The sequence below is a fragment of the Pseudomonas sp. p50(2008) genome (assembly GCF_015351605.1).
Classification (GTDB): Bacteria; Pseudomonadota; Gammaproteobacteria; order Pseudomonadales; family Pseudomonadaceae; genus Aquipseudomonas.
In genome coordinates this window covers 793,639-819,052 of record NZ_JACMYF010000001.1, presented here as the reverse complement: position 1 = coordinate 819,052, position 25,414 = coordinate 793,639, and the positions used below count along the sequence as shown (strand labels likewise).

General features: G+C 59.5%; 27 protein-coding genes and 1 riboswitch. Of the genes, 21 read left to right on the top strand and 6 right to left on the bottom strand.

Annotated features, from left to right (window positions below):
• Nucleotides 1–3: 3 nt before the first annotated feature.
• The gene (gene purN, locus H7698_RS03655) at nucleotides 4–654 is read right to left on the bottom strand and encodes a phosphoribosylglycinamide formyltransferase (RefSeq protein WP_194690620.1); all 651 of its coding nucleotides are present in this window, start codon (nucleotides 652–654) and stop codon (nucleotides 4–6) included.
• A complete protein-coding gene (purM, locus tag H7698_RS03650) occupies nucleotides 654–1,712 on the bottom strand; it encodes a phosphoribosylformylglycinamidine cyclo-ligase (RefSeq protein WP_133836547.1) in 1,059 nt (352 codons plus the stop codon). The genes purN and purM overlap by 1 nt, the downstream gene beginning before the upstream one ends.
• A 381-nt stretch (nucleotides 1,713–2,093) precedes the next feature.
• Between purM and H7698_RS03645 the strand changes: the two genes are divergently transcribed.
• The 5 genes from H7698_RS03645 to H7698_RS03625 all read left to right on the top strand — a co-directional run bounded on the left by H7698_RS03645 (nucleotide 2,094) and on the right by H7698_RS03625 (nucleotide 6,756).
• Nucleotides 2,094–3,155 carry a DUF2066 domain-containing protein gene (locus tag H7698_RS03645; RefSeq protein WP_194690619.1) on the top strand — a complete coding sequence of 354 codons (1,062 nt, stop codon included), beginning with the start codon at nucleotides 2,094–2,096 and terminating at the stop codon, nucleotides 3,153–3,155.
• 44 nt (nucleotides 3,156–3,199) lie between these two features.
• On the top strand, nucleotides 3,200–4,273 hold the full coding sequence (locus H7698_RS03640; protein ID WP_194690618.1) for an AI-2E family transporter: 1,074 nt from the start codon (nucleotides 3,200–3,202) through the stop codon (nucleotides 4,271–4,273).
• Nucleotides 4,274–4,503: 230 nt separating this feature from the next.
• Complete coding sequence (gene hda / locus H7698_RS03635; protein WP_008033543.1) at nucleotides 4,504–5,208, top strand: DnaA regulatory inactivator Hda; 705 nt, start codon at nucleotides 4,504–4,506, stop codon at nucleotides 5,206–5,208.
• A 213-nt stretch (nucleotides 5,209–5,421) separates the two neighbouring features.
• Complete coding sequence (locus tag H7698_RS03630; protein WP_194690617.1) at nucleotides 5,422–6,051, top strand: C40 family peptidase; 630 nt, start codon at nucleotides 5,422–5,424, stop codon at nucleotides 6,049–6,051.
• A 165-nt stretch (nucleotides 6,052–6,216) separates the two neighbouring features.
• On the top strand, nucleotides 6,217–6,756 hold the full coding sequence (locus tag H7698_RS03625; RefSeq protein ID WP_162436075.1) for a C40 family peptidase: 540 nt from the start codon (nucleotides 6,217–6,219) through the stop codon (nucleotides 6,754–6,756).
• 119 nt (nucleotides 6,757–6,875) lie between these two features.
• On the opposite strand, the gene H7698_RS03620 is transcribed toward H7698_RS03625, so the two are convergent.
• Nucleotides 6,876–8,189, bottom strand: coding sequence for a PQQ-dependent sugar dehydrogenase (locus tag H7698_RS03620; protein WP_194690616.1), 1,314 nt, complete (start codon nucleotides 8,187–8,189; stop codon nucleotides 6,876–6,878).
• A gap of 151 nt (nucleotides 8,190–8,340) precedes the next feature.
• Nucleotides 8,341–8,573, top strand: a riboswitch (cobalamin riboswitch).
• A gap of 81 nt (nucleotides 8,574–8,654) precedes the next feature.
• On the opposite strand from H7698_RS03620, the gene cobO reads away from it, so the two are divergent.
• From cobO to H7698_RS03555, 14 genes are all read left to right on the top strand, one after another.
• On the top strand, nucleotides 8,655–9,266 hold the full coding sequence (cobO, locus tag H7698_RS03615; protein ID WP_162436077.1) for a cob(I)yrinic acid a,c-diamide adenosyltransferase: 612 nt from the start codon (nucleotides 8,655–8,657) through the stop codon (nucleotides 9,264–9,266).
• Entirely contained in the window at nucleotides 9,263–10,645 is a 1,383-nt protein-coding gene (locus H7698_RS03610; protein ID WP_194690615.1) for a cobyrinate a,c-diamide synthase, read from the top strand. The genes cobO and H7698_RS03610 overlap by 4 nt, the downstream gene beginning before the upstream one ends.
• A complete protein-coding gene (gene bluB, locus H7698_RS03605) occupies nucleotides 10,642–11,292 on the top strand; it encodes a 5,6-dimethylbenzimidazole synthase (protein WP_194690614.1) in 651 nt (216 codons plus the stop codon). The genes H7698_RS03610 and bluB overlap by 4 nt, the downstream gene beginning before the upstream one ends.
• The gene (gene cbiB / locus H7698_RS03600) at nucleotides 11,289–12,197 is read left to right on the top strand and encodes an adenosylcobinamide-phosphate synthase CbiB (protein ID WP_194690613.1); all 909 of its coding nucleotides are present in this window, start codon (nucleotides 11,289–11,291) and stop codon (nucleotides 12,195–12,197) included. The genes bluB and cbiB overlap by 4 nt, the downstream gene beginning before the upstream one ends.
• Entirely contained in the window at nucleotides 12,190–13,182 is a 993-nt protein-coding gene (gene cobD / locus H7698_RS03595; RefSeq protein WP_194690612.1) for a threonine-phosphate decarboxylase CobD, read from the top strand. The genes cbiB and cobD overlap by 8 nt, the downstream gene beginning before the upstream one ends.
• On the top strand, nucleotides 13,179–14,630 hold the full coding sequence (locus H7698_RS03590) for a cobyric acid synthase (RefSeq protein WP_194690611.1): 1,452 nt from the start codon (nucleotides 13,179–13,181) through the stop codon (nucleotides 14,628–14,630). The genes cobD and H7698_RS03590 overlap by 4 nt, the downstream gene beginning before the upstream one ends.
• 42 nt (nucleotides 14,631–14,672) lie before the next feature.
• Nucleotides 14,673–15,194 carry a bifunctional adenosylcobinamide kinase/adenosylcobinamide-phosphate guanylyltransferase gene (gene cobU / locus H7698_RS03585; RefSeq protein ID WP_194690610.1) on the top strand — a complete coding sequence of 174 codons (522 nt, stop codon included), beginning with the start codon at nucleotides 14,673–14,675 and terminating at the stop codon, nucleotides 15,192–15,194.
• Entirely contained in the window at nucleotides 15,191–16,246 is a 1,056-nt protein-coding gene (gene cobT, locus H7698_RS03580) for a nicotinate-nucleotide--dimethylbenzimidazole phosphoribosyltransferase (RefSeq protein ID WP_194690609.1), read from the top strand. Before cobU ends, cobT begins: the two co-directional genes overlap by 4 nt.
• On the top strand, nucleotides 16,243–16,818 hold the full coding sequence (cobC, locus tag H7698_RS03575; protein WP_194690608.1) for an alpha-ribazole phosphatase family protein: 576 nt from the start codon (nucleotides 16,243–16,245) through the stop codon (nucleotides 16,816–16,818). The genes cobT and cobC overlap by 4 nt, the downstream gene beginning before the upstream one ends.
• A gap of 2 nt (nucleotides 16,819–16,820) precedes the next feature.
• On the top strand, nucleotides 16,821–17,552 hold the full coding sequence (locus tag H7698_RS03570) for an adenosylcobinamide-GDP ribazoletransferase (RefSeq protein WP_194690607.1): 732 nt from the start codon (nucleotides 16,821–16,823) through the stop codon (nucleotides 17,550–17,552).
• A 114-nt stretch (nucleotides 17,553–17,666) separates the two neighbouring features.
• Nucleotides 17,667–18,071: a MarR family winged helix-turn-helix transcriptional regulator gene (locus H7698_RS03565; protein WP_162436087.1), complete on the top strand. Its 405-nt coding sequence runs from the start codon at nucleotides 17,667–17,669 to the stop codon at nucleotides 18,069–18,071.
• 52 nt (nucleotides 18,072–18,123) lie between these two features.
• Nucleotides 18,124–19,332, top strand: a complete 1,209-nt coding sequence (locus H7698_RS03560) for an MFS transporter (protein ID WP_194690606.1) — start codon at nucleotides 18,124–18,126, stop codon at nucleotides 19,330–19,332.
• Nucleotides 19,329–19,451 (top strand): hypothetical protein, encoded by a 123-nt coding sequence (locus H7698_RS31595; protein ID WP_268932883.1) that lies wholly within the window; start codon nucleotides 19,329–19,331, stop codon nucleotides 19,449–19,451. The genes H7698_RS03560 and H7698_RS31595 overlap by 4 nt, the downstream gene beginning before the upstream one ends.
• Before the next feature lie 55 nt (nucleotides 19,452–19,506).
• Nucleotides 19,507–20,058, top strand: coding sequence for a glutathione peroxidase (locus H7698_RS03555; protein ID WP_162436089.1), 552 nt, complete (start codon nucleotides 19,507–19,509; stop codon nucleotides 20,056–20,058).
• Between the two features lie 90 nt (nucleotides 20,059–20,148).
• Here the strand turns inward: H7698_RS03555 and H7698_RS03550 are convergent, their stop codons facing one another.
• The 3 genes from H7698_RS03550 to H7698_RS03540 all read right to left on the bottom strand — a co-directional run bounded on the left by H7698_RS03550 (nucleotide 20,149) and on the right by H7698_RS03540 (nucleotide 22,549).
• Entirely contained in the window at nucleotides 20,149–21,420 is a 1,272-nt protein-coding gene (locus H7698_RS03550; protein WP_194690605.1) for an OmpP1/FadL family transporter, read from the bottom strand.
• A gap of 146 nt (nucleotides 21,421–21,566) precedes the next feature.
• On the bottom strand, nucleotides 21,567–22,049 hold the full coding sequence (locus H7698_RS03545) for a hypothetical protein (RefSeq protein ID WP_194690604.1): 483 nt from the start codon (nucleotides 22,047–22,049) through the stop codon (nucleotides 21,567–21,569).
• Between the two features lie 275 nt (nucleotides 22,050–22,324).
• Nucleotides 22,325–22,549: a hypothetical protein gene (locus H7698_RS03540; RefSeq protein WP_162436092.1), complete on the bottom strand. Its 225-nt coding sequence runs from the start codon at nucleotides 22,547–22,549 to the stop codon at nucleotides 22,325–22,327.
• Between the two features lie 984 nt (nucleotides 22,550–23,533).
• Between H7698_RS03540 and H7698_RS03535 the strand changes: the two genes are divergently transcribed.
• Both H7698_RS03535 and rmuC read left to right on the top strand, forming a co-directional pair.
• Nucleotides 23,534–23,857 (top strand): sel1 repeat family protein, encoded by a 324-nt coding sequence (locus H7698_RS03535; RefSeq protein WP_162436093.1) that lies wholly within the window; start codon nucleotides 23,534–23,536, stop codon nucleotides 23,855–23,857.
• A 175-nt stretch (nucleotides 23,858–24,032) separates the two neighbouring features.
• Nucleotides 24,033–25,397, top strand: a complete 1,365-nt coding sequence (gene rmuC, locus H7698_RS03530; protein ID WP_178114271.1) for a DNA recombination protein RmuC — start codon at nucleotides 24,033–24,035, stop codon at nucleotides 25,395–25,397.
• Nucleotides 25,398–25,414: the final 17 nt, after the last annotated feature.

Below are 25,414 nucleotides of genomic sequence, written 5' to 3'. Positions count from 1 at the left end.
CTCCTAGGTTCGAATCAAGTGGCCGCTGGCTGCGAGCAGCTGCCCGTCCAGTAAAGCACCTTGCCCGCCGAGTGATAAACGACCTTCGGCAAACCAGCGTACGGCCATCGGGTAGATCAGGTGTTCCTGGGTATGGACCCGCTGCGCAAGACTCTGCGGCGAATCGTGTAACTCTACCGGTATTACTGCCTGTACGACCAGTGGTCCGCCATCGAGTTCCTCGGTGACAAAGTGCACGGAGCAGCCGTGTTCGGTATCGCCGGCTTCCAGCGCGCGCTGATGGGTGTGTAACCCTTTGTATTTGGGCAGCAGCGAGGGATGGATATTGAGCAGTCGACCCGCGTAGTGGCGGACAAAGTCAGCGCTGAGAATGCGCATGAAGCCGGCCAGTACCACGAGTTTTGGATTGAAGGCGTCGATCAGTTCGATCAGCGCGGCATCGAAAGCTTCGCGGCCCTCGAAAGCCTTGTGATCCAGGGAGCGGGTGTCGATACCCGCATCCCTGGCGCGTTGCAGACCGTACGCGTCGGCGCGGTTGGAAATCACCGCAGCGATACGGACCGGGCTGTCGCCGGTCCGTGTGCTGTCGATCAAGGCCTGCAAGTTACTGCCGGTGCCGGACAGCAGCACCACCACATCACAGGTCTGGGACATCAATGAGCCTTGAGGTTCTTCAGTTCAACCTGAGCCGCGCCTTCGGCAGCGGTGGAGATCTGGCCGATAACCCAAGGCTGCTCGCCAGCTTCACGCAAAACGTTCAGCGCGGTTTCTACGTGCTCTTGAGCAACGCAGATCACCATGCCGACGCCGCAGTTCAGCACGCGGTGCATTTCGTTTTCGTCAACGTTGCCTTTTTCCTGCAGCCAGTCGAACACGGCAGGGCGGGTCCAGCTCGCCACGTCAACCACGGCTTGAGCGCCTTTTGGCAGAACGCGCGGGATGTTGTCCAGCAGGCCACCACCGGTGATGTGGGCCATGGCTTTGACCGCGCCGGTGTCCTTGATCAGCTTGAGCAGCGGCTTCACGTAGATGCGGGTCGGGGCCATCAGCAGGTCGGTCAGCGGTTTGCCGTCGAGCTGGATGTTTTCGATATCTGCACCCGACACTTCGATGATCTTGCGGATCAGCGAGTAGCCGTTGGAGTGCGGGCCGGAAGAAGGCAGGGCGAGCAGGGCGTCGCCGGCCGCGACTTTCGAACCGTCGATGATTTCGGATTTTTCCACGACGCCGACGCAGAAGCCGGCCAGGTCGTAGTCTTCGCCTTCGTACATGCCAGGCATTTCAGCGGTTTCGCCGCCGACCAGGGAGCAGCCGGACAGTTCGCAGCCAGCGCCGATACCCGTGACAACCTGGGTCGCGGTTTCGACGTTCAGTTTGCCGGTGGCATAGTAGTCGAGGAAGAACAGCGGCTCGGCGCCGCACACCACCAGGTCGTTGACGCACATGGCGACCAGATCGATGCCGATGCTGTCGTGCTTGTTCAGGTTCAGTGCCAGACGCAGCTTGGTGCCGACGCCGTCAGTGCCGGAAACCAGAACAGGCTGCTTGTAGCCGGCCGGGATTTCGCAGAGGGCGCCGAAACCGCCCAGGCCGCCCATGACTTCCGGGCGCGCAGTGCGCTTGGCGACGCTCTTGATGCGTTCGACCAATGCTTCACCGGCGTCGATGTCTACACCGGCGTCCTTGTAGCTCAGGGAGGGTTGCTTGCTCATGATCCAGGCCTTTAGGGGGGATTCAGGGGTAACGACCGAGTCCAGCGGGACCGCAGAAACAGACGAAGGCGAGTGCCGTTCGCGAATTTCAGTGGGCCCGGCTGTTGCCGGTCTGCGAAGGCGCGCGATTTTATCAGGCTTGAGGGGCAGCGGCCATCCTCAGGCCGACAGCAGGGGCATATCAGCCAAAAAAAAACGACATATCTCGTTTTGGTCGCATCCTTCATGGCTGTATAAGGTATCGCTATTAACCGTCTATCGTTATGACAGTGCAAAAACATCCCGGGGTCGGGTGAATGTTTTGTCGGGGAGCGTGGTCACAGCCTTGCTCATTCGGTTCACGCGGCCTGTTCCAGCCGCTTTCGTCGTCAGGAATCTTCCATGCGTTCTTTTTCGAAATTTTTGCTTGCAGGCTGTTTGTCTTTTTTCAGCCTGGCGAGTCATGCCGAAACCCTGAAAAGTCTTTATCAGGTTCGCCAGCCGGTCAGTGGTCAATCGCCTGAAATCCGTGATCAGGCGACTCAGGAAGCACTGGATACCCTGGTTTTGCGGCTGACGGGTGATCCCAAGGCTGCGCAGAACCCGGGGTTGGCCACCATCCGCAAGGACCCTCAGCAAATCATCAGTCAGTACGGTTTCGAGGCTGGACCGCCGGAAGTGCTCAAGGTTGATTTTGACCCGGCGACCACCGAGCAGGCATTGCGTCGCGCGGGCCTTTCGTTGTGGGGCGCCAATCGACCCTCGATCCTGGGTTGGTGGCTGAACGACGCCACCGAGGGTTCGAGCCTGGTCGGTGATGGCCAGGCCGCCGCCGTGCCACTGCGTCGTGCGGCACAGCATCGCGGTCTGCCGTTGCGTTTGCCGTTGGCGGACCTGAGTGAACAGCTGGTCGCTACCGCGCCAAATCTTGAGGGCACAGATGCCGCACCTCTGCGTGGTGCATCGGAACGTTACAACGCGGATGCGTTGCTCGCGGTGCATGCGCGTGAAGAAGGCGGCCAATGGCAGGCCAAGTGGAATTTGTGGATGGGCGACAAAAAAGAAGCGGGCAGCGTACAGGGCGCCGATCAGGCCGCAGTGGCTGACGCCGTGATGCTGGCGGTCAATGAACGCCTCGCGCCGCGATTTGTCGTCAAACCGGGGGCTTCGGGCGAGCAACTGCTGGAAGTTCAGGGCATGAATCTGGAGCGCTATGCGGCGCTCGGGCGTTTGCTGGAACCCTTCGGCATGCGTCTGCAGAGTGTGGATGGCGACCGGATTCTCTATCGGGTCAAAGGTAGCGCCGAGCAGTTGAAGGCTCAGTTGTCCCTGGCGAAATTGCAGGAACTCCCGGCGGGTGAAGCACCCGCTCCAGTCCCACCGGTACAACCTGCCGTCGAGGGTTCCGCCCCTGCAGCAGCGCCCATCCCGACACCGACACCGCAGTTGCGTTTTCGCTGGTAGTTTTTCTTTCCTTTTCCTTATATAGAAGCAAGCAGGAGTGGTTCATGGCCGATACGCGGCGTTGGTTCTGGTTGGGTGGGGTTGTCCTGCTCTGCGCGTTTGTCTGGCTCTTGCATCCGATCCTGACGCCATTTCTGGTGGCACTGCTGCTGGCTTATCTATTCGATCCCCTGGTGGATCGGCTGGAGAAGGCTGGCCTGTCCCGAACCTGGGGCGTGGTGGCGGTGTTCGCGTTGTTCACGTTGATCTTCACCACACTGTTGCTGGTGTTGGTGCCAATGCTCGCCAAGCAACTGTTCCGCTTGTACGAGTTGGCGCCGCAGATGCTCGACTGGCTGCAACACACGGCATTGCCCTGGGCGCAATCGAAGTTTGGCTTGTCCGACGGCTTCTGGAAGTTCGACAAGCTCAAAGCTGCGATCAGTGAACATATGGGCCAGACCACGGACATTGTTGGCGTGGTGTTGAGTCAGGCGACCGCTTCAAGCCTCGCGGTGATCGGCTGGCTGGCGAATCTGGTGTTGATTCCTGTGGTGAGTTTCTACCTGCTGCGGGACTGGGACCTCATGATGGCCAAGATCCGCAGCCTGCTGCCGCGAGATCGTGAAGAGCGCATCGTGACCCTGGCAGGCGAATGCCACGAAGTCCTGGGGGCGTTCGTGCGCGGGCAATTGCTGGTCATGGTGGCGCTGGGCGTTATCTATGCCGCGGGCTTGATGCTGATCGGTCTTGAGTTGGGGCTGTTGATCGGTCTGATTGCCGGCCTCGCGGCCATCGTGCCTTACATGGGGTTTGTCATCGGGATCGGTGCGGCGTTGGTCGCGGGCTTGTTCCAGTTCGGGGGTGACCTGTATCCCATGATCGGTATCGTCGCGGTGTTCATGGTGGGTCAAGCACTGGAAGGTATGGTACTGACACCGTTGCTGGTGGGAGACCGAATCGGCCTGCACCCGGTCGCGGTGATTTTTGCGATTCTGGCGGGGGGTGAACTGTTCGGTTTCACCGGCATTCTACTGGCGTTGCCGGTGGCCGCGGTGATCATGGTGCTTGTGCGCCATATGCATGATTTGTATAAGGATTCGGACATCTACGGCGGCGAGGACGAACCCCTGCTTTAATGTTCACGGATCGTTCATGACGTCTCGCCCGGTCACGTGCCGGGCGGGTGCGCATTCGCGGGGTGGCTGTCGCATTCACCGCCAAAGAAACTGTCACAAAACCAGTGCGTTAACGCAAACCTTTGATTTTGCTTGTGGTCTGTCGCATTGTGCGGCCAGCGTCACGGGTATAAACTTCGCAAACTTTACACAGAGGCCACTAACGGTTCCCTTGGAACTGTTCAGTCAGCATGAAACCGATTCAGCTGCCCCTAGGTGTGCGTCTGCGTGATGACGCCACCTTTATCAATTACTACCCAGGCGCCAATGCCGCTGCACTCGGCTATGTCGAGCGGCTCTGCGAAGCCGACGCCGGCTGGACTGAAAGCCTGATCTATCTGTGGGGCAAGGACGGGGTAGGGCGTACGCACCTGTTGCAAGCCGCCTGTTTGCGCTTCGAACAGTTGGGCGAGCCGGCGGTGTATTTGCCGTTGGCAGAGCTGCTGGATCGCGGCATCGAAATCCTCGACAACCTCGAACAATACGAACTGGTCTGCCTGGATGATTTGCAGGCGGTCGCCGGGCGTGCCGATTGGGAAGAGGCGCTGTTCCATTTGTTCAACCGTTTGCGCGACAGCGGCCGGCGCCTGTTGATTGCCGCGTCGACGTCCCCGCGAGAATTGCCGGTGAAGCTGGCGGATCTTAAATCCCGGCTGACGCTGGCCTTGATCTTCCAGATGCGTCCGCTCTCCGATGAAGACAAATTGCGCGCATTGCAGTTGCGTGCTTCCCGTCGCGGCCTGCACCTGACGGACGAAGTCGGGCATTTTATTTTGACCCGCGGTACCCGCAGCATGAGTGCGCTGTTCGAGTTGCTCGAGCGACTCGATCAGGCCTCTCTTCAAGCTCAGCGCAAGCTGACAATTCCGTTTCTAAAAGAAACTCTGGGTTGGTAAAACTACCGTCCTGCAAGGCTTTCGGCGCATTTCAGGCGTCAGAAATTCCGCTTTCCTACACGTTGCAGGCTGCGAGAGTGTCTAGATGGGGCTTTAGCGCTTAGATGTAAACGCGAAACCGGAAAGTCACATAAAGTTCGATTGAATTTGCAAATGAGGATGATAGCGGGCATAGTCTCGGCTTCTTTACAACTATCAGCCACGGTCGTGCCCATGCTAAATCGCTTCGCACCCCTCGTGCCTCTCGCACTCGTTACCCTGTTGTTCGGTTGCGCTGCTCACTCTCCAGTTTCCGAGCAGACTTCACAGCAGCAACAGTTCAAAAACACTGTTACCGCCCAAGCTTCTTCCGTTAAGTACCTGGAAGAGATGGCCACCGAAAAAGAACTGGCGACCTTTGCTGATGGCAAGTCGTACCAGCTTCCGGTTCTGGCCGACAGCATCCTCGAACGTGGCATGTCTCTGATCGGTACCCGTTACCGTTTCGGCGGTACCTCTGAAGCCGGTTTCGATTGCAGTGGTTTCATCGGCTACCTGTTTCGTGAAGAGGCCGGCATGAACCTGCCGCGCTCCACTCGCGAAATGATCAACGTTGATGCTCCGCTGGTCTCGCGTAACAATCTCAAGCCCGGTGACCTGCTGTTCTTCGCCACCAATGGCCGCCGCGGTCGCGTCAGCCATGCCGGTATCTACCTGGGTGATGACCAGTTCATTCACTCCAGCAGCCGCCGCAGCGGTGGGGTTCGGGTTGATAGCCTGGGCGACAGCTACTGGAGCAAAACCTTCATTGAAGCCAAGCGAGCACTCGCGATGGCTCCGACCGTGGTCACGGCGCGCAAGTAAGCTCACAGTTTGTAAGGTGAACTTAAAGTCTTACTTGAAGTTTGCCGTATAGCGTCTAGAATCCTGATCTATTATTGATGGCAAACCGCCTGCGTTACGCGCAGGCGGTTTTCTTTTCTGCCTTTCCGGTGGAAATAGCCGCAGCCAGATCAGGATGTTCTGCTTATGACGACGTCGGCCCGCCTCACCCTCTTGCTTTTCGCAGCGTTGCTCAGCGCTTGCGCCAGCCGCACTCCACCGCCAGCCGCGCCGGTTATTCGCGCTCCCATCGTATTTGGCCCTGCCCAACCTTTTTCGCCTGAGGCGGAAGACGTGCTGTTTCGTGCGTTGGGCCTGGTGGGAACGCCTTATCGCTGGGGCGGCAACACGCCGGACTCGGGGTTTGATTGCAGCGGACTGATTGGCTACGTCTACCATGATGTCGCCGGTATTACCCTGCCGCGTACCACCCGCGAGATGATCGGCATGCAGGCCGCCAGCGTAGGCAAGGAAGGTCTGCAAACCGGGGATCTGATCTTTTTCGCCACCAACGGTGGTTCCCAGGTCAGCCATGCCGGGATCTATGTGGGTGAAGGCCGCTTCGTTCATGCGCCAGCCACTGGCGGTACGGTGAAGCTGGACAGCCTGTCCAAGGCTTATTGGCAGAAGGCATACCTGAGCGCCAAGCGAGTCCTGCAGCCGGAACACCTGGCACGCAATCCGTAACAGACGTCCGTTGCGCCCAAAAAGATTACGTTGGATAGAAAAATCGCAGCTGTCTGCAGCATCTGAATGGACGAACCTACGTCCCCAGAAGCTGCCGAAAGCTGCGATTTTTTTTGACCTTATTTAACTGCCGACACCCGCCAAACCTTGTTTCCTACGTCATCTGCCACCAGCAATGAACCCTGCTGATCGATCACCACACCCACTGGCCGGCCCATGGCTTTTTCGTCTTCATTAAGGAAGCCAGTCAGCACATCGATCGGCTGCCCAGTAGGCTTGCCTGCGCTGAACGGCACGAAAATCACTTTGTACCCGCTGTGCGGCTTGCGATTCCATGAGCCGTGCTGGCCAATGAACGCGCCTTCCTTGAACTGGGCTGGCAGTGTGTTGCCTTGCGCAAACGTCAGGCCGAGGGAGGCGGTGTGTGGGCCTACCGCGTAATCTGGAGCAATCGCCTTGGCCACCAGATCAGGGTTTTGTGGCTCAACGCGAACGTCTACATGCTGGCCGTAATAGCTGAACGGCCAGCCATAAAAGGCACCGTCCTTGACCGAGGTGATGTAGTCCGGCACCAAGTCACTGCCGATTTCGTCACGCTCGTTGACCGCGGTCCATAACGCGCCACTATTCGGCTCCCAGGCCATGCCGTTGGGATTGCGCAGGCCGGAAGCGAAAATACGGTGATTGCCTGTCGCGCGATCAACTTCCCAAATGGCCGCGCGACCTTCTTCCTTGTCCATTCCGTTTTCCGCGACGTTGCTGTTGGAGCCTACGGTGACGTAAAGCTTGCTGCCATCCTTGCTGGCGATAACGTTTTTAGTCCAGTGGTGGTTCAGCGTGCCACCCGGCAAATCGACCACTTTGATCGGTTGCGATTTGATCGCCGTGTCACCGTCTGCATAGTGGAAACGCAACAAGCGGTCGGTGTCGGCGACATACAGGTCATTGCCGACCAGGGTCATGCCGAAGGGCGAATTCAGGTTCTCCAGAAACACGGTGCGGGTTTCAGCGATGCCGTCGTGATCCTTGTCCCGCAGCAGCGTGATGCGATTCGGACTCGGGACGCCGGCCCCCGCGCGTCCCATGACGGTCTTCATGACCCAGCCTTTTATGCCTTTGCCATCATCGGGTTTTGGCGGCGCGTTGGTTTCTGCCACCAGCACGTCACCATTGGGCAGCACGTAGAGCCAGCGTGGGTGATCGAGCCCTTCGGCAAATGCGGCCACCTGAGTGCCGGCCGCGGCTGTCGGTTTGGCACCGTCAGCCCAGCCAACGGCCGGGGCGATGTTCACCGTCGGTATCAGGGTCTTGTTCGGTTCTGGCAACTTCGGTGACGGACCGGTGCCGTCGGAGACTTGCAGGCTGGAGGTTTCACCGCAGGCGACGAGACCTCCGGCGAGCGCGATGACGAGAGCGAACTGGGGTTTGCGCATGCTGATCTTCCCTTTAAATGCATTGACCTGATCAGTAGAGAAGCGCAAATGTGCGATGGTTCAACAGGGCACAATCAATCAAACGATCTGCGGCAGTTAATCGCGCAGACAAGTCCCGTCTTTAATTGACGCTCCACCCCCAACCCTCTAACCTTCGCGGCTTGTTTCAGGTGCTCTGTGACGTCGTCGACAGAGTGAAACAGGGAAGCCGGTGAGTGATCGCTTTGTTGCACGAAGCTTCGCGATCCCGGCGCTGCCCCCGCAACGGTAAATGAGTAAAAACTGCGCCTTGTGCCACTGTGTCGATTATCGGCATGGGAAGGCGCGCAGTTCGGCGTCAAGCCGCTCATGAGCCCGGAGACCGGCCTGATCCATCCAGCGGCATCACGGTGGGCGATGCCAGGCTTTTTGCCGTCTATTCTTGTGCCTGCCCGCCGTTATCCAGCCCCAACGGAGAGCTTTCCCATGACTGATACCCCTGATCGCGACGAACGCCACCTGGCGCGCATGTTGCGCAAAAAAGCCGTGATCGACGAACGCATCGCCAACTCCCCGAATGAATGCGGCCTGCTGCTGGTGCTCACCGGCAACGGCAAGGGCAAAAGCAGCTCGGCGTTCGGCATGCTTGCCCGGTCCATGGGGCACGGTATGCAGTGTGGTGTGGTGCAGTTCATCAAGGGGCGTAACAGCACCGGTGAAGAACTGTTCTTCCGCCGCTTTCCGGAGCAGGTGCGTTTTCATGTGATGGGCGAAGGTTTCACCTGGGAAACCCAGGACCGTCAGCGTGACATTGCTGCTGCCGAAGCGGCGTGGTCAGTTTCTCGTGAATTGTTGCGCGATCCGTCGATTGGTCTGGTGGTGCTGGACGAGTTGAACATCGCGCTCAAGCACGGCTACCTCGACCTCGATCAGGTACTCAGCGATTTGCAGGCTCGCCCGCCGATGCAGCACGTGGTGGTAACCGGGCGCGGCGCCAAGCCGGAAATGATTGAACTGGCTGATACCGTCACTGAAATGGGCGTGATCAAGCATGCGTTCCAGGCCGGGATCAAAGCGCAAAAAGGCGTCGAATTGTGAATCAACCCCGTCATTGCCCCGCGGTACTCATCGCCGCGCCGGCGTCCGGTCAGGGCAAGACCACCGTCACCGCTGCACTGGCTCGTTTGCATCGCAATCAGGGGCGCAAGGTCCGGGTGTTCAAGTGCGGCCCGGACTTTCTGGACCCGATGATTCTCGAGCGCGCCAGCGGTGCGCCGGTCTATCAACTGGACATGTGGATGGTTGGCGAGCAGGACAGCCGTCGGCTCCTGTGGGAAGCCGCGGGTGAGGCAGACCTGATCCTCATTGAAGGCGTCATGGGGCTGTTCGACGGCACGCCGTCCAGTGCCGATCTGTCGCGGCATTTCGGTGTGCCGGTGCTGGCCGTGATCGACGGCACGGCCATGGCGCAGACCTTTGGTGCGCTGGCCTTGGGGCTGGCGCGCTATCAGCCGGACTTGCCGTTTGCCGGCGTATTGGCTAATCGGGTCGGTACGGTGCGCCATGCGCAGTTGCTCGAAGGCAGCCTGACGGAAGGGTTGCGTTGGTACGGTGCATTGTCCCGGGAAACCGGGATCGAATTGCCGAGCCGGCATCTCGGCCTGGTGCAAGCGGGTGAATTGAATGACCTGGACCTGCGCCTCGATGCCGCCGCCGATGCACTGGCCGGCAGTTGCGAAGTCGCGTTGCCCCCGGCCGTGGAATTTGCTGCGCCGGATGTGATCGTCGCCGAGCCTTTGCTGGCGGGCGTGCGGATTGCCGTGGCCCGTGATGAAGCGTTCGCTTTCACCTATGGAGCGAGTCTGGATTTGCTGAGGGCCATGGGTGCCGAGTTGCTGTTTTTCTCGCCGATCCGGGACGCCCATTTGCCCGAAGCGGACAGCCTGTATCTGCCAGGCGGTTATCCGGAATTGCACCATGTAGCGCTGTCTCAGAACACCTCGATGATGGATGCGATTCGTGCTCATCATAGCGCTGGTAAACCGCTGCTGGCCGAGTGTGGCGGCATGCTGTACCTGCTCGATTCATTGACCGATGTCGATGGCACGCGCGCCGAGCTGGTCGGCTTGTTGGCGGGAGATGCAGTGATGCAAAAGCGTCTGGCCGCGCTGGCGTTGCAAGCGGTCGATTTGCCCGAAGGCTCACTGCGCGGGCATACCTATCACCACTCTTTGACCAGCACCGAGCTGCAGCCGATCGCCCGTGGGCTGAGCCCGAACGGTGGGCGCGGGGCCGAAGCGGTTTATCGTGAGGGGCGGATGACGGCTTCTTACGTGCATTTTTATTTTCCGTCGAATCCGTCCGCCATTGCTGCGCTGTTTGCGCCTGACCGTGAAGTAGCCATCGCGGGCAATCCGGCTTCCACGGTTGATCACCTGCTCCTTGTGGAAGCTGGCTTGCCAGCGAACAGGACATGACCGACAACACATTTTCTGAAGCCGAACGCGATGCGGTCTACCGAGCCATCGCCGAGCGCCGCGACATGCGCCACTTCAGCGGTGGCACCGTCGAGCCCCAACAGCTGCAACGCTTGCTACAGGCCGCCCACCAGGCGCCCAGTGTAGGCTTGATGCAGCCTTGGCGTTTCATTCGCATCAGCGACCGGGCCTTGCGTGGCCAGATTCAATCGCTGGTGGAAGAAGAGCGCATTCGCACTGCCGAAGCCCTGGGCGAGCGCACCGACGAATTCATGAAGCTCAAAGTCGAAGGCATCAACGACTGTGCCGAAGTCCTGGTTGCCGCGCTGATGGACGATCGTGAGCGGCATATTTTCGGCCGTCGGACCTTGCCGGAAATGGACCTCGCCTCAGTGTCCTGCGCGATCCAGAACCTGTGGCTGGCGTCTCGTGCCGAAGGGTTGGGCATGGGCTGGGTGTCGCTGTTCGAACCCCGGGCCCTGGCGGATTTGCTGGACATGCCCGAAGGCGCCAAACCGGTTGCCGTGTTGTGCCTGGGCCCGGTGAAAGCGTTTTATCCGGCGCCAATGCTGGTGCTCGAAGGTTGGGCGCAGGCGCGTCCGCTGAGCGAATTGCTGTATGAAAATGTGTGGGGAGTGAATCAATGAGTGTGGCGTTGTTGAGTGTCGCCGCCGTGGCGCTGGATGCGCTGGTGGGTGAACCCAAACGCTGGCATCCGCTGGTGGCGTTCGGCCGATTTGCCGACCGCATCGAGCAACGTTTCAACAGTGGTGGACGCGGCTGGCGCAGCCATGGCGTGACCGCCTGGGTAATCGCTGTGCTGCCGCTGACCTTGTTGGCGACGGCATTTTCCTGGGCGCCTTATGTCGGCTGGATCGTGGAGATTCTCGCGCTTTATTGCGCACTCGGCATGCGCAGTCTCGGCGAGCATGTCGAGCCCGTGGCCAAGGCTTTGCGCAGCGATGATCTGGAAGAAGCGCGCAAACGCGTGGGGTATCTGGTCAGTCGCCAAACCAGCGAACTGGATAAAACCGAAGTCGCCCGCGCCGCGACAGAATCGGTACTGGAAAACGGCAGTGACGCGGTGTTTGCTGCGCTGTTCTGGTTTGCCGTGGCCGGCGCGCCGGGCGTGGTGCTCTACCGTTTGAGCAACACCCTGGACGCCATGTGGGGTTATCGCAACGAGCGCTTCGAGCGCTTTGGCTGGGCGGCGGCGAAGATAGACGACGTCCTCAATTACATTCCGGCGCGGCTGGTCGCCCTGACTTACGCGCTGTTGGGGAAAACCCGACTGGCGTTGAAATGCTGGCGCACCCAAGGGCCGACCTGGGACAGTCCCAACGCCGGTCCGGTGATGGCGGCCGGTGCTGGCGCGCTCGGGGTCGAGTTGGGCGGGGCGGCGATCTATCACGGTGAATTGCATCAGCGTCCGCCACTGGGTGAAGGTGAGCCTGCGAGTGCCGACTCCATTGATCGAGGCTGGCAATTGGTCCAGCGCGGGGTATGGTTGTGGCTGTTGATTCTCTGCGTGGGTGCTGAATTTTATGCTTGAACATGGTGGCCGTTTACGCAAGGCGGCGCTCGAGTACGGCATCGCCGAAGCGGATTGGCTCGACCTGTCCAGTGGGCTCGCGCCCTGGCCCTTTCCGGTCCCGGAGATCCCTTTGCGGGCCTGGGCACGCTTGCCCGAAACTGATGATGGTCTCGAACAGGCAGCCTGCGATTATTACGGGGCTACTCAAGTGCTGCCCGTAGCCGGCTCGCAAATGGCGATACAGCTGCTCCCACGTTTACGTCGCTCCGGCAAGGTCGGGGTGCTGTCGCCCTCTTACGCCGAGCATGCCGAAGCGTGGCGCCGCAGCGGCTATATCGTGCGCGAGGTACTTGAACAGGAGGTCGACTTCTATATCGACAATCTGGATGTGCTGGTGGTGGTCAACCCGAATAACCCCACAGGATTGAGTCTGACGCCGAATCGCTTGCTCGACTGGCATGCGCGAATGGCACAGCGCGGGGGCTGGCTGGTGGTGGACGAGGCGTTCATGGACAACACGCCTCATCTCAGCCTGGCACCGTACGCCCATCAAGTCGGATTGATCGTATTGCGCTCCTTCGGCAAATTTTTCGGTCTGGCCGGTGTGCGGCTGGGGTTCGTCCTGGCCGAGCGAAAGCTGCTCAAATTACTCGCGGAGCAGGTGGGGCCGTGGGCGGTCAGCGGACCGACCCGGGTGCTCGGTCAGGCGTGCTTACGGGATACCGAAGGTCATGCTCGCCAGCGTAAACACACGGACGAAGCAGGCAAACGCCTGGCGCAGTTGCTTGAACAGTATGGTTTTGCGCCCCATGGCGGTTGCGCGCTGTTCCAGTGGTTGATGATCGAGCGCGCTGCAGAGCTGCATGAATTCATGGCCCGGCGCGGCATTCTGCTGCGGTTGTTCACCCACAACAGCAGCCTGCGATTCGGTTTGCCCGCGGATGAAGCGGACTGGGTCCGGCTGGAGCAATCGCTCCAAGCCTTCGTCAAGGAAACGCAATGACTACGTTGATGGTGCAGGGCACCACATCGGACGCCGGTAAAAGCACACTGGTGACGGCGCTTTGTCGTTGGGTGGTGCGCCAGGGTGTAAGTGTTGTGCCGTTCAAGCCACAGAACATGGCGTTGAACAGTGCAGTGACTGCCGATGGCGGCGAGATCGGGCGTGCGCAGGCGGTGCAGGCACAGGCTGCCCATCTGGAACCCCACACCGACATGAACCCGGTGCTGCTCAAACCCAACAGCGACACCGGCGCCCAGGTGATCATCCATGGGCGGGCGGTGACGTCCATGAATGCCGTCGCCTATCACGACTACAAAGCCATCGCCATGCAAGCCGTACTCGCCTCCCATGCTCGCTTGAGCACGGCGTATCCGGTGGTGATGGTGGAAGGGGCGGGGTCGCCGGCCGAGATCAATCTGCGCGCCGGCGACATTGCCAACATGGGCTTTGCCGAAGCGGTCGATTGCCCGGTGGTGTTGATCGCCGATATCAACCGTGGCGGCGTCTTCGCGCATCTGGTGGGCACATTGGAATTGCTGTCCGCCAGCGAACAGGCGCGTGTGAAGGGCTTCATCATCAATCGCTTTCGCGGTGACATTGCGTTGTTGCAGCCCGGCCTGGACTGGCTGGAGGCGCGCACTGGCAAACCGGTGATCGGCGTGCTGCCCTATGTGATGGACTTGCACCTGGAAGCCGAAGACGGCATCGACCAGCGTCAGACCGATAAGGCAGAGCAGGTGTTGAAAGTCGTGGTGCCGGTTCTGCCGCGCATCAGCAATCACACCGATTTCGACCCGCTGCGCCTGCATCCCCAGGTTGATCTGCAGTTCATTGGCCCCGGCCAACCGATTCCACCCGCTGACCTGATCATTCTCCCCGGCTCGAAAAGCGTGCGCAGTGACCTCGCGTTCCTGCGCGCCAACGGCTGGGACACCGCTATCGCCCGGCATCTGCGTTATGGCGGGAAATTGCTGGGGATCTGTGGTGGCCTGCAGATGCTTGGTGAGCAGGTGCATGATCCGCTGGGCCTCGAGGGCGCGCCGGGTTCCAGTGCCGGTTTGGGGTTGCTGGCGTTCGAAACCCAGCTCGAAGAAGAGAAGCAACTGCGCAATGTGCGCGGGCGGCTGATGCTGGAAGACGCTGTCGTCAGTGGTTATGAAATTCATGCCGGGGTGACCACCGGACCGGCGCTGGAAAACGCTGCGGTGCAGCTCGACGATGGTCGCTGCGACGGTGCGCAGAGTGCTGACGGGCAGGTGTTTGGCACCTACCTGCATGGTCTGTTCGAATCCCCGGCGGCCTGCAGTGCGCTGCTGCGCTGGGCGGGATTGGAGGAGGTGCAGGACGTGGATTATCACGGGTTGCGTGAGCGGGATATCGAGCGGTTGGCGGATCTTGTGGAGAAGCATCTGGATACCCGGTTGTTGCGCGAGCTCTGTGGTTTCTAAGTTCACCAGGCCGGCCTCATCGACGATTTCAAGGAATAAACCATGCTCCAACTGATCCTCGGCGGTGCCCGCTCCGGCAAAAGCCGCCTGGCCGAAAAGCTCGCCTCTGACAGCGAACTGGCGGTGACCTACATCGCCACCAGCCAGCCTCTTGACGGTGAAATGAGCCAACGGGTGCTCCATCATCGCGCCCGTCGTCCAGCCGAATGGGCGCTGATCGAAGAACCCCTTGAGCTCGCTCCCGTGCTGCGTGAAACCGCTGGTGCCGACCGCTGCCTGCTGGTCGATTGCCTGACCCTGTGGCTAACCAATCTGCTGATGCTCGAAGATGCCAAACGGCTGGCGGTCGAGCGAGAAGCGCTGCTGGATTGCCTGGCGTCGCTGCCGGGTGAAATCATTTTTGTCAGCAACGAGACCGGAATGGGTGTCGTGCCGCTCGGCGAATTGACGCGTCGCTATGTCGATGAAGCCGGTTGGCTGCATCAAGCCTTGGCCGAACGCTGTCAGCGCGTCGTACTGACTGTCGCTGGTCTGCCCCTGACTTTGAAAGGAACCGCGTTATGACTCAATCCTGGTGGCTGAACCCTTGCAAGTCCATCGACGCCCAGAGCGTCGAACAGGCTGAGGCCCGGCAACAGCAGCTGACCAAGCCCGCGGGTTCCCTCGGTCGTCTCGAGTCGGTGGCGGTGCAGCTGGCGGGGATGCAGGGGCAGGTCAAACCCACCCTCGATCAGCTGTGGATCGCCCTATTTGCCGGTGACCACGGTGTGGTTGCCGAAGGTGTGTCTGCTTTTCCCCAGGAAGTGACCGGGCAGATGCTGCACAACTTCGTCAACGGCGGCGCGGCGATCAGTGTGCTGGCGCGGCAGTTGGGCGCTTCGCTGGAAGTGGTGGACCTGGGCACCATCAATCCGGCGCTGAATTTGACCGGCGTGCGCCATTTGAACATTGGTCCCGGTACGGCGAATTTTGTTGAAGCAGCGGCCATGACTCAAACCCAGGGTGAACTTGCCCTGCAGGCGGGGCGCGACAGTGCGCAGCGAGCACTGGCGGCGGGTGCGCAATTGTTCATCGGTGGCGAAATGGGCATCGGCAACACCACTTCAGCCAGTGCTGTGGCCTGCGCGCTGCTCGATTGCCCGGTGGTGCACCTCACCGGGCCGGGCACCGGGCTGAACACAGCGGGCGTCAGCCATAAAGCTCAGGTCATCGAGCGCGCCTTGGCGTTGCACAATGCTCAGCGTGGCGATGCGTTGCAGACGCTGTACAACCTCGGCGGTTTTGAAATCGCCGCACTGGTCGGCGCCTATCTGGCGTGTGCGCAGGAAGGCGTTGCAGTGCTGGTGGACGGTTTCATTTGCAGTGTCGCTGCGTTGGTGGCGGTGCGGTTGAACCCGCAATCTCGTCCATGGCTGTTGTTCGGTCATTGTGGCGCCGAGCCGGGGCATCGGCATGTGCTGGAAGCGCTGGGTGCTGAACCGCTACTGGATCTCGGTTTGCGCCTGGGCGAGGGCAGTGGTGCAGCGTTGGCCGTGCCGTTGCTGCGTCTGGCCTGCGACCTCCATGGCCAGATGGCGACTTTCGCCGAAGCCGCCGTTGCGGACCGTCCGGCATGACCTTGCGGCTTGATCTGTTGCGTCACGGGGAAACCGAACTCGGCGGCGGCTTGCGCGGCAGTCTCGACGATGCGTTGACTGACACGGGCTGGGCGCAGATGCGCGGGGCCGTCATCGAACAAGGTCCGTGGGACCGTCTGGTCAGTTCGCCGTTGCAGCGTTGCGCGCGGTTTGCCAACGAACTCGGTGCGCAATTGGGTTTGCCGGTGCAGCTGGAAAAAGATCTGCAGGAGCTGCATTTCGGTGCCTGGGAAGGGCAAAGTGCCTTGGCGCTGATGGAGACCGACGCCCAAGCGTTGGGCCAGTTCTGGGCTGACCCTTATTCGTTCACGCCGCCTCAGGGCGAGCCCGTCGTGGACTTTTCGGCGCGGGTATTGGCGGCAGTCCAGCGTCTGCACGCGACTTATGCGGGGGAGCGGGTGTTGTTGATCAGTCACGGAGGCGTCATGCGTTTGTTGCTGGCTCAGGCCCGGGGACTACCGCGCGAGCAATTGCTCAATGTTGAAGTCGGGCACGGCGCGTTGTTTTCGCTGGCGGTCGAGGCAGACGGTTTGTTTCGGGAAGCGATCTGAAGATGCTGCCCTTCTGGATTGCCTTGCAGTTCCTGAGCAGCCTGCCGATTCGTCTGCCGGGCATGCCGGCACTGCAGGAACTCGGGCGGTCGCTGCTTTTCTATCCGCTGGTGGGCCTGCTGTTTGGTGTGATTTTGTGGGCGATGAGCGGGCTTTTGCTCGGTACGCCACTGTTGCTTCACGCCGCATTGTTGCTGACGATTTGGGTGTCGCTCAGCGGCGCTTTACACCTCGATGGCCTTGCTGACAGCGCCGACGCATGGCTCGGAGGATTCGGTGATCGAGAGCGCACCCTGACGATCATGAAGGACCCGCGAAGCGGGCCGATTGCCGTGGTGACAATGGTGCTGGTGTTGCTGCTCAAGTTCGCTGCGTTGCTGGCATTGATCGAACAGCATCAAGGCATTGTCCTGATCATCGTTCCGCTGATAGGTCGCGCCGCATTGCTCGGGTTGTTCCTGACCACGCCTTATGTGCGTGCAGGCGGATTGGGGCAGGCGCTGGCCGATCATTTGCCCCGGTTGGCCGGTAAGCGTGTGCTGGCGCTCAGTGCGTTGGCCTGCGTACTGATTGCGGGTTTGAGTGGCGTTGTTGCGGTGGTGCTGGCTGCGCTGGTGTTTGTCTGGCTGCGACAGGTGATGTTGCGGCGATTGGGTGGGGCGACGGGGGATACGGCGGGAGCGATGCTGGAGCTGCTTGAGGTCGCAGTGTTGGTCGGCATGGTGTTGATCTGAGACTGACGTGCTGGCCGTTTTGTAGGCACTGTCGGGTGAAACGAGGTTGGGGTCTTTCTATCCCAACCTCATGTGTAACTTGATTTAACTGACTCGCGGGTATATACACGCATCATGCTCGACTCCCAATGTTTATGTATCAACCTGCGTCGCGCCGCTCGTGGCGTCAGCAGGCATTACGACGGCGCTCTCGATGGCTTCGGGATCAACGTCGCCCAGTATTCTCTTCTGTGCAATCTGCAGCGCCTCGATCAGCCGAGTATTTCCACTTTGGCTGAAGCCATGGGCCTTGATCGCAGCACGTTGGGGCGCAACCTTCGGGTGCTCGAGGGGGAAGGCCTGGTGATGCTGGTTGAGGGCGAGGACATGCGCAATCGCATCGTCCGGCTCACCGATGCCGGGGCTGAGCGCCTCGCAGCGGCCCTTCCGGCCTGGGAAGCGGCACAGCAGCGACTGGTTGATCGTCTGGGCGCCGAGAAGCGTGAAGTCTTGCTGAAATTGCTGGATGAACTGGCTTGAGGCCAGTTTGTTCAGTCTTAAGCGGGTATATACCCGCGACCGGAGAACAAGAATGACATCGATGTGGCGTACGTGTGGTTGGGTTCTGTTGGGGAGTGCGCTGATCCTGGCGTTATCGCTGGGCGTGCGGCACGGCTTCGGGCTGTTTCTCGCGCCGATGAGTGCCGAGTTCGGCTGGGGGCGTGAAACGTTCGCCTTCGCCATTGCCTTGCAGAATTTGATCTGGGGGCTCGCGCAGCCTTTCACCGGCGCCCTGGCTGATCGGTTTGGTGCGGCGAAGGTGGTGCTCATCGGCGGCATTTTGTACGCGGTGGGTCTGGTGTGCATGGGGCTGTCCGACTCGGCAGTGACCTTGTCCCTGAGTGCCGGGTTACTGATTGGTATCGGTCTCTCGGGCACGTCTTTCTCGGTGATTCTCGGCGTGGTCGGGCGCGCGGTGCCACCAGAGAAGCGCAGTATGGGCATGGGCATCGCCAGTGCTGCCGGCTCCTTCGGTCAGTTCGCCATGTTGCCGGGTACCCTCGGATTGATCGGCTGGCTTGGCTGGTCCGCGGCATTGTTGGTGCTGGGGCTGCTGGTGGCGCTGATCGTGCCGCTGGTGAGCATGCTCAAGGACAAACCGCTGCCGACGTTGGGTCATGAGCAAAGCCTCACTGAAGCGCTCCGCGAGGCCTGTTCCCATTCCGGTTTCTGGCTATTGGCGTTTGGCTTTTTTGTCTGTGGTTTCCAGGTCGTATTCATCGGCGTGCACCTGCCGGCCTATCTGGTGGACCAGCACCTGCCTGCCACCGTCGGCACTACGGTGTTGGCGCTCATCGGGCTGTTCAATATTTTCGGTACCTACACTGCCGGATGGCTGGGTGGACGGATGTCCAAACCCCGTTTGCTGACCGGTTTGTACCTGTTGCGGGCCGTGGTGATCGGGCTGTTCCTGTGGGCGCCGGTGACCACGACGTCCGCGTACCTGTTCGGCATGGCGATGGGGTTTCTGTGGCTGTCGACCGTTCCGTTGACCAACGGCACCGTGGCCACCTTGTTTGGTGTGCGAAACCTGTCCATGCTCGGAGGGATTGTTTTCCTCTTTCACCAATTGGGCTCCTTCCTCGGAGGCTGGTTGGGCGGGGTGGTGTATGACCGGACCGGGAGCTATGACTTGATCTGGCAGGTAGCGATTCTCTTGAGCCTGTTGGCTGCAGCGCTGAATTGGCCCGTACGTGAGCAGCCGGTGGCGCGCCTGCAAACCCAGCTGAGTGCGCTATGAACAGGCTCTGGCCACGCATACTCCTGGTGGGCGCTGGCGCGTTGCTGCTGGCACTGGTGTGGTGGGGTTGGCATCAGGGTGGGCTGGCGCTGATGCAGTTGGGCATGGGCGCTTGCTAGCAGGGCGTCAGGACGAGTAACTTCGTCCTGACGATCTTCTCAAGGATGCACGGTTATGCAGATGCGCTGGCTTGCAGTTCCCGCGTTACTGGTTGCGTTTTGTGGTGTGGCCCAAGCGGCGGAATGTCCGGAACTGTTGCAAGGTTCGTTGCCGAAACTGCGTGCCAAGGAATCAATCGACCTGTGCCAGCGCTTTGCCGGCAAGCCGTTGGTGGTGGTCAATACCGCGAGCTTTTGTGGGTTCGCCCCGCAATTCAAAAGCCTTGAGGCGTTGAATCAGCGTTACAAGGCGCAAGGCCTGGAGGTAATCGGCGTTCCTTCCAATGACTTCAAGCAAGAGTCCAAGGACGGTGCCGAGACCGCCAAGGTCTGCTACGTGAATTACGGCGTGACGTTCACCATGACCGAACCGCAGAACGTCCGTGGCGCCGATGCGACTCATCTGTTCAAAGTGCTCGCCGAACAGACCAGCGCCCCGAAGTGGAATTTCTACAAGTATGTGGTCGATCGCCAAGGCAAGGTGATCGCCAATTTCTCCAGCCTGACCAAGCCCGATGATCCGGAATTCATTGCCGCCGTGGAGAAAGCCCTGGCTTCGCAACCCTGATTGCCACCCACTAAAAAGCCCCGCCTCTGAACCAGAGAGCGGGGCTTTTTTGATTCAGGTAGGCGAGCCGTTCAGGTTCGCCGTGAATCATCAGAAACGGTAGGTTGCACCCACACCGAAACCGTTCGCCCAGTTTTCGTACTTGGCGTTGTAAGTCTGGCCACGGTCGTTGCTGTTGTTGACCTTGACCGCCTCTTCACGCAGGTACGAGTACGCCACGTCGATGGTCAGGTCGTCGGTCGGGCTCCAGCCAGCGCCCAGGCTGAAAATCTTGCGATCGCCAGTCGGGATGCGTGGGGAGCGGTCTTCGTTGTTGGTCGGTGCCTGGTCGAAGGACAGGCCGGTACGCAGTACCCATTGCTTGTTCAACTGGTAGGACGCGCCGATGGCGTGAGCCCAGGTGTCGTGCCAGTTCTGTTCTTCGGTGATGGTCCCGAATTGACCATTGAGGACCGCTGGAACGCCGCTGTTTTCAACGGTGATCTCTTTCAGGCGGCTCCAGCGAGTCCAGGTGCTGCCTGCGTAGAGGGTCCACTGGTCATCCAGCTTGTGCGTGACCGAGAAGTCCACCGACTCAGGCGTCGTCAGGTCCAGGGAGGCATCGTACTTCTGGCTAGGGTTCTGACCGATCAGGCCCAGGACGTTGTAATTGACCTTGGTGTTGCCTTCGAGCTTGTACTTCACTTTCGAGTGGTAAGTCAGGCCGAGGCGGGTGCTGTCGGTGGCTTGAACCAGCACGCCGATGTTGTAGCCCAGCGCGGTGTCGTCACCCTTGATCTTGACTTCGCCATCTGGCGCGGCCTGGGTGATCGACAGGTTCGATTCCAGCTTGCCGTCGATACGGTTGATGGTCGGACCGAAACCGATGGACACCTTGTCGTTGAAGGCGTAGCTGACAGTCGGTTGCAGGGTCACGATTTTAACGTCGCTCTTGCTGCCGAAGTAACGGCCAGCGAAGCCTTGCTCATAGTCGGTCACCAGGCCGAACGGAGCGTAGATGCCCACACCGACTGCCCAATGGTCGTCGATTGGCTTGACGTAGTAGCCCATAGGTACGGCGATGAAGGGCACCATGTCGCCTTTGTTGCTGCCGCTGTTCGGGCTGGAGCTGGCGTTGCTGATATCGGTGTGTGCGTCGAGCATTGCAGCGCCGCCGGTGACTTGTTCGCGCTTGATGCGCGACATGCCGGCAGGGTTGCCAAAAATGGTGCTTGCGTCATCGGCAGAGGAAGATCGCCCGGCAAAACCTGTACCCATCCCGCTGATACTTTGTTCGTTGATGGCAAAGCCAGCTGCAAAGATCTGGGTGGATGCCAAGGTAACGGCGAGGCTAAGGGTGGTTTTGAGCATTACTTTTTTCATTATTAGAACTCCTGGTGATCACCGGGGCGAAAATTACCAACATTTTCGTCCCAGCGCTATAGGCTGTATCGCTTGAGTTAGAGCGGTTTTGTAGGACAATCCGACCGGATTCGCGACCTGTTGTGCGATCTTTTGAAATGGGCGGATCAGCAGGCGACCTGATTCAAAGTTGAAACACAGGTTTGCCAGGCGCAGGTGAAGTCTCTCAGACGGCCTTGGGGCTGGAAGGTCTGGCGCCAGATTCGGGCCATTCCCAGCAGGTCGTCTGCTTCGGGGAGCGAGGTGTTTTGTTCTTCGACCAGCAGCCAGGCGATGGCAGTGGCGTAACGCAGGTTGACGGTCAATTCCAGGTGCGGGCTGCTCAGGAAAGCGTGTTGACTCGCCAATCCTCTTACCAGGCTGGCGCGTTCCGGATCCAGAGCCAGGTAATGGTCCCAGAGCGCCTGATGACGGGGTTCGGCGATTCGGTAGAGGCCATGGCCGCGGCGGTCATGAAGGGCGGATCCAAGGGCAGACTGGCTGGCGGCTATGCCCAGCAACAGGGATTCGGCAGTTGCGCTATGACGTCCGAGGTAGAGCAGGGTCGGACGGATCACATAACGGCACAGTTCGCTGGCAGCGATACCCATAAAGCCCTCGAAACATGAAGTGGGCGGCGATGCCTGAAGGGGCCTTGGCAGCAGTGAGTCGACTCAGGCTCGCCGGAAGCGGATCACGCCGCTTGAGTTGAAGTGTAGTGTCATATTCGCGCTGTAAAGGACTGTTTTTAAAATATTTCCGGCGGCGAGTTATAACCGTTATATCGGTTAGTACTTAGGCCCAGGCGGCAGAAAGGGAAATATCAGGCAATAAAAAGCCCCGCTATTGAAGCAGGGCTTTTGAGGTTTTCAGCCTTTCTGGCGTATCAGGCAACCAGTGCCTGACGAGTACGATCGATCACGGCCTGCAGCGGTTCTGCGCTGGAGTATTGATCGGGGTACAGGCGTTCGCTGTGACGAGCGATGCCGTGTTCGTTCACCAGAGTGAAGCTGAAGCAGCCTTTGCGAGCGGCCATGATCAGGCAGTTCATTGGTGCAAAAGCGTTGGTTAAGGTGCGAATTGCATCTTGGGTGTGGATTTGAGTAGTCATTATTGGGTGTTCCTACAAGCGACACGGATAAGAGCCGTGCAAAATTAAAACGTTCCAGTGACGACGACCACCGTTGGTCGAACGAAGAACCCGACTGGAACAAAGCAGCCAGTTTGAAGCGCTGATAATTGGCGCGCTTGGGCTGGCAGGTAGGTACTTAGGAGGGCAGGCAACACATCAAGGGCAAAGGTTCTGGGCCCGGGGTGAAGATCCTGATCAATTTGCAGGCTGGTTCGGTCAGAGTAAGTGAGCTTGGCAACACCCTTTGCTTTTGATTCAAAGGCTGTGTTGACACAAGGTTTACCTGGAAACCATCGAGGTGGTCGATCCCGCTTGTTCGGTGGAGGCTTCCTTTGGGAAGGCTGACCGGGGGGATTTGTTCGACCAGAATTGACTTTCAGCTTGGTACTAACGCCGCGGATACTAACGGATTGAATTTGAGAATGGAAGTGTGTTAGCAAAAAAGATTGCCATTGGCGCATTGAAAAGGGGCAGGCGGACGCTGATTTGCGTGATTGCGCAGGCCCATAGCCCATCATCCGACGGCTGGTGCGTCGTTTTGCAGCCAGCTTGAATCAGCATGACGCACGGTAAACCGAGGGTTATCCCCAGCATTATCCATCAAAATGCGTCAAAAAAGCGCACCGATATAACCGCCTTGCAGGTACTTGTGCACATTAGTTGCGAACGTTGTCACCCCGCTGTCATCTGGCCTTCAAACGCAGTGGGTGCCTGTAACCAAAATTTAAGTCAATGAAAAACATCGCTTTTTTTTACTGGTGAAAAAATCGTCAGTTTGACTGCGAGCCCCATTCCACAGGGGTTTGCGAGAGTTCAAGGGCGGTTGTCCACTGACTTATCCACAGCTTCTGTGGATTGTCCCGAGCGCTTGCTCTAGGACGGGCGTGCCGGGTTTTTTTAGGCTTTACCTGTAAGAAAAAAAGAGTAGAGTGGCGCGCCTTCCGATCTGCCCTACAGTGTTTTATGAAGTTTCGTTCAGTATCAGTTTCCGTAACCACTCCACCCACAGCTGTTACCCCACCCAAACGCTTTTCAATGCGTGTGGCCGAGTGGTTACTGGACAGCCCGCGCCTTAGTGAAAACACCAACGTCAAACATTTTGCCGGACGCCTGCTCAAGCAACCGGCGCGTGAAGGTATCGTGGCGGCGCAAAGCCGCCTCGGCCAGTTGATGTGCCGGGAATGTGGCAACGCCCGGGACCGCCGTATAGGCCAGGACCTGTTGCGCCAGGCGGCACGGGCAGGTGATCGACGCGCCCAGCGCGAGCTAGGCCTGGTTGAAGACTGAGCTGTCCAAGACCTGACGCCTTGGTTAACCTTCAGGCTTTATCGAATTAGCAGGAGTGGCTATGGCTATGGACTTGACCAGCATATTGCTTGGTCTGGCAGGAGCGGCATTGCCATTATTGGTACTGGCCTGGCAACTGCAGCGTCGCGCGAGCAGCCTTCAGTCAGAGGTAGCACTGCTGCAAGAGCGCTTGTCCACAGCCCAGCTGGCGCAGGATGGATTGAACGCCCAGCTCGACGCCTGTCGCGATGAAATCGGTGATTTGAGTCAGGTCAACACCCTGCGGCAATCGGATCTGGCGGCTTTGCGTCGTGAAGTCGAGCTGCTGCAGATCGAACGCGATGACGCACGCGACGCATCGCACGCGTGGAATATCGAACGTGCCGGCAAAGAGGCTGATTTGCGCCGCCTCGACGCGCAGACCGCTTCGCTCAACGCCGAGCTGCGGGAGCAGCGGGAAAGCCACCAGCAGCGTCTCAATGACTTGCAAGGCTCGCGAGACGAGCTACGTGCGCAGTTTGCCGAGTTGGCGGGCAAGATTTTCGATGAGCGTGAGCAGCGTTTTGCCGAATCCAGCCAGCAACGCCTCGGTCAATTGCTTGATCCTCTGAAAGAACGCATTCAGTCCTTTGAAAAACGCGTCGAGGAAAGCTACCAGGCAGAAGCGAGAGAGCGTTTCTCCCTGGCCAAAGAGCTCGAGCGCCTGCAGCAGTTGAATCTGCGGTTGAGCGACGAGGCCACGAACCTTACCCGCGCTCTGAAGGGTCAGAAGACTCAAGGCAACTGGGGCGAGCTGATTCTTGAGCGCGTGCTGGAGCACGCAGGACTGGAAAAGGGCCGGGAGTACCAGACTCAGGTCAATCTGAAAGGCCCGGACGGCGAGCGCTTCCAGCCCGACGTGATCATTTATCTGCCGGGTGACAAGCAGGTGGTGGTCGACTCCAAGGTCAGTCTTACGGCCTATCAGCAATACGTGGCGGCCGAAGACGATGCCATCGGCCAGATCGCCATCAAGCAACACGTGCTGTCCCTGCGCAATCACGTGAAAGGCTTGGCGGGCAAGGATTACAAGCGGCTGGATGGCTTGCACAGCCTGGATTTCGTCCTGCTTTTTGTGCCGATAGAAGCGGCATTTTCCGCGGCACTGCAGTCCGAGCCAACGCTGTTTCAGGAAGCGTTCGACCGCAATATCGTGATCGTCAGCCCGACCACCTTGCTCGCCACGCTGCGCGTCATCGACAGTCTGTGGAAGCAGGAGCGCCAGAGCCAGAACGCCCGGGAAATTGCCGAGCGGGCGGGTTGGCTGTACGACAAATTCGTGTTGTTCATTCAGGATCTGGATGAAGTCGGCAATCGCCTGCAGCAGTTGGACAAAGCCTACAGTTCGGCGCGTAACAAGCTGACAGAGGGCCGTGGCAACCTGGTGAGTCGCAGTGAACAGCTCAAGTTGCTGGGCGCACGGGCGAGCAAAAGTCTGCCGGCTGATTTGCTGGAGCGGGCGATGACGGATGTGGATGGGTTGGCGGAGTTGCCAGAATAAAGATCAAAAGATCGTCC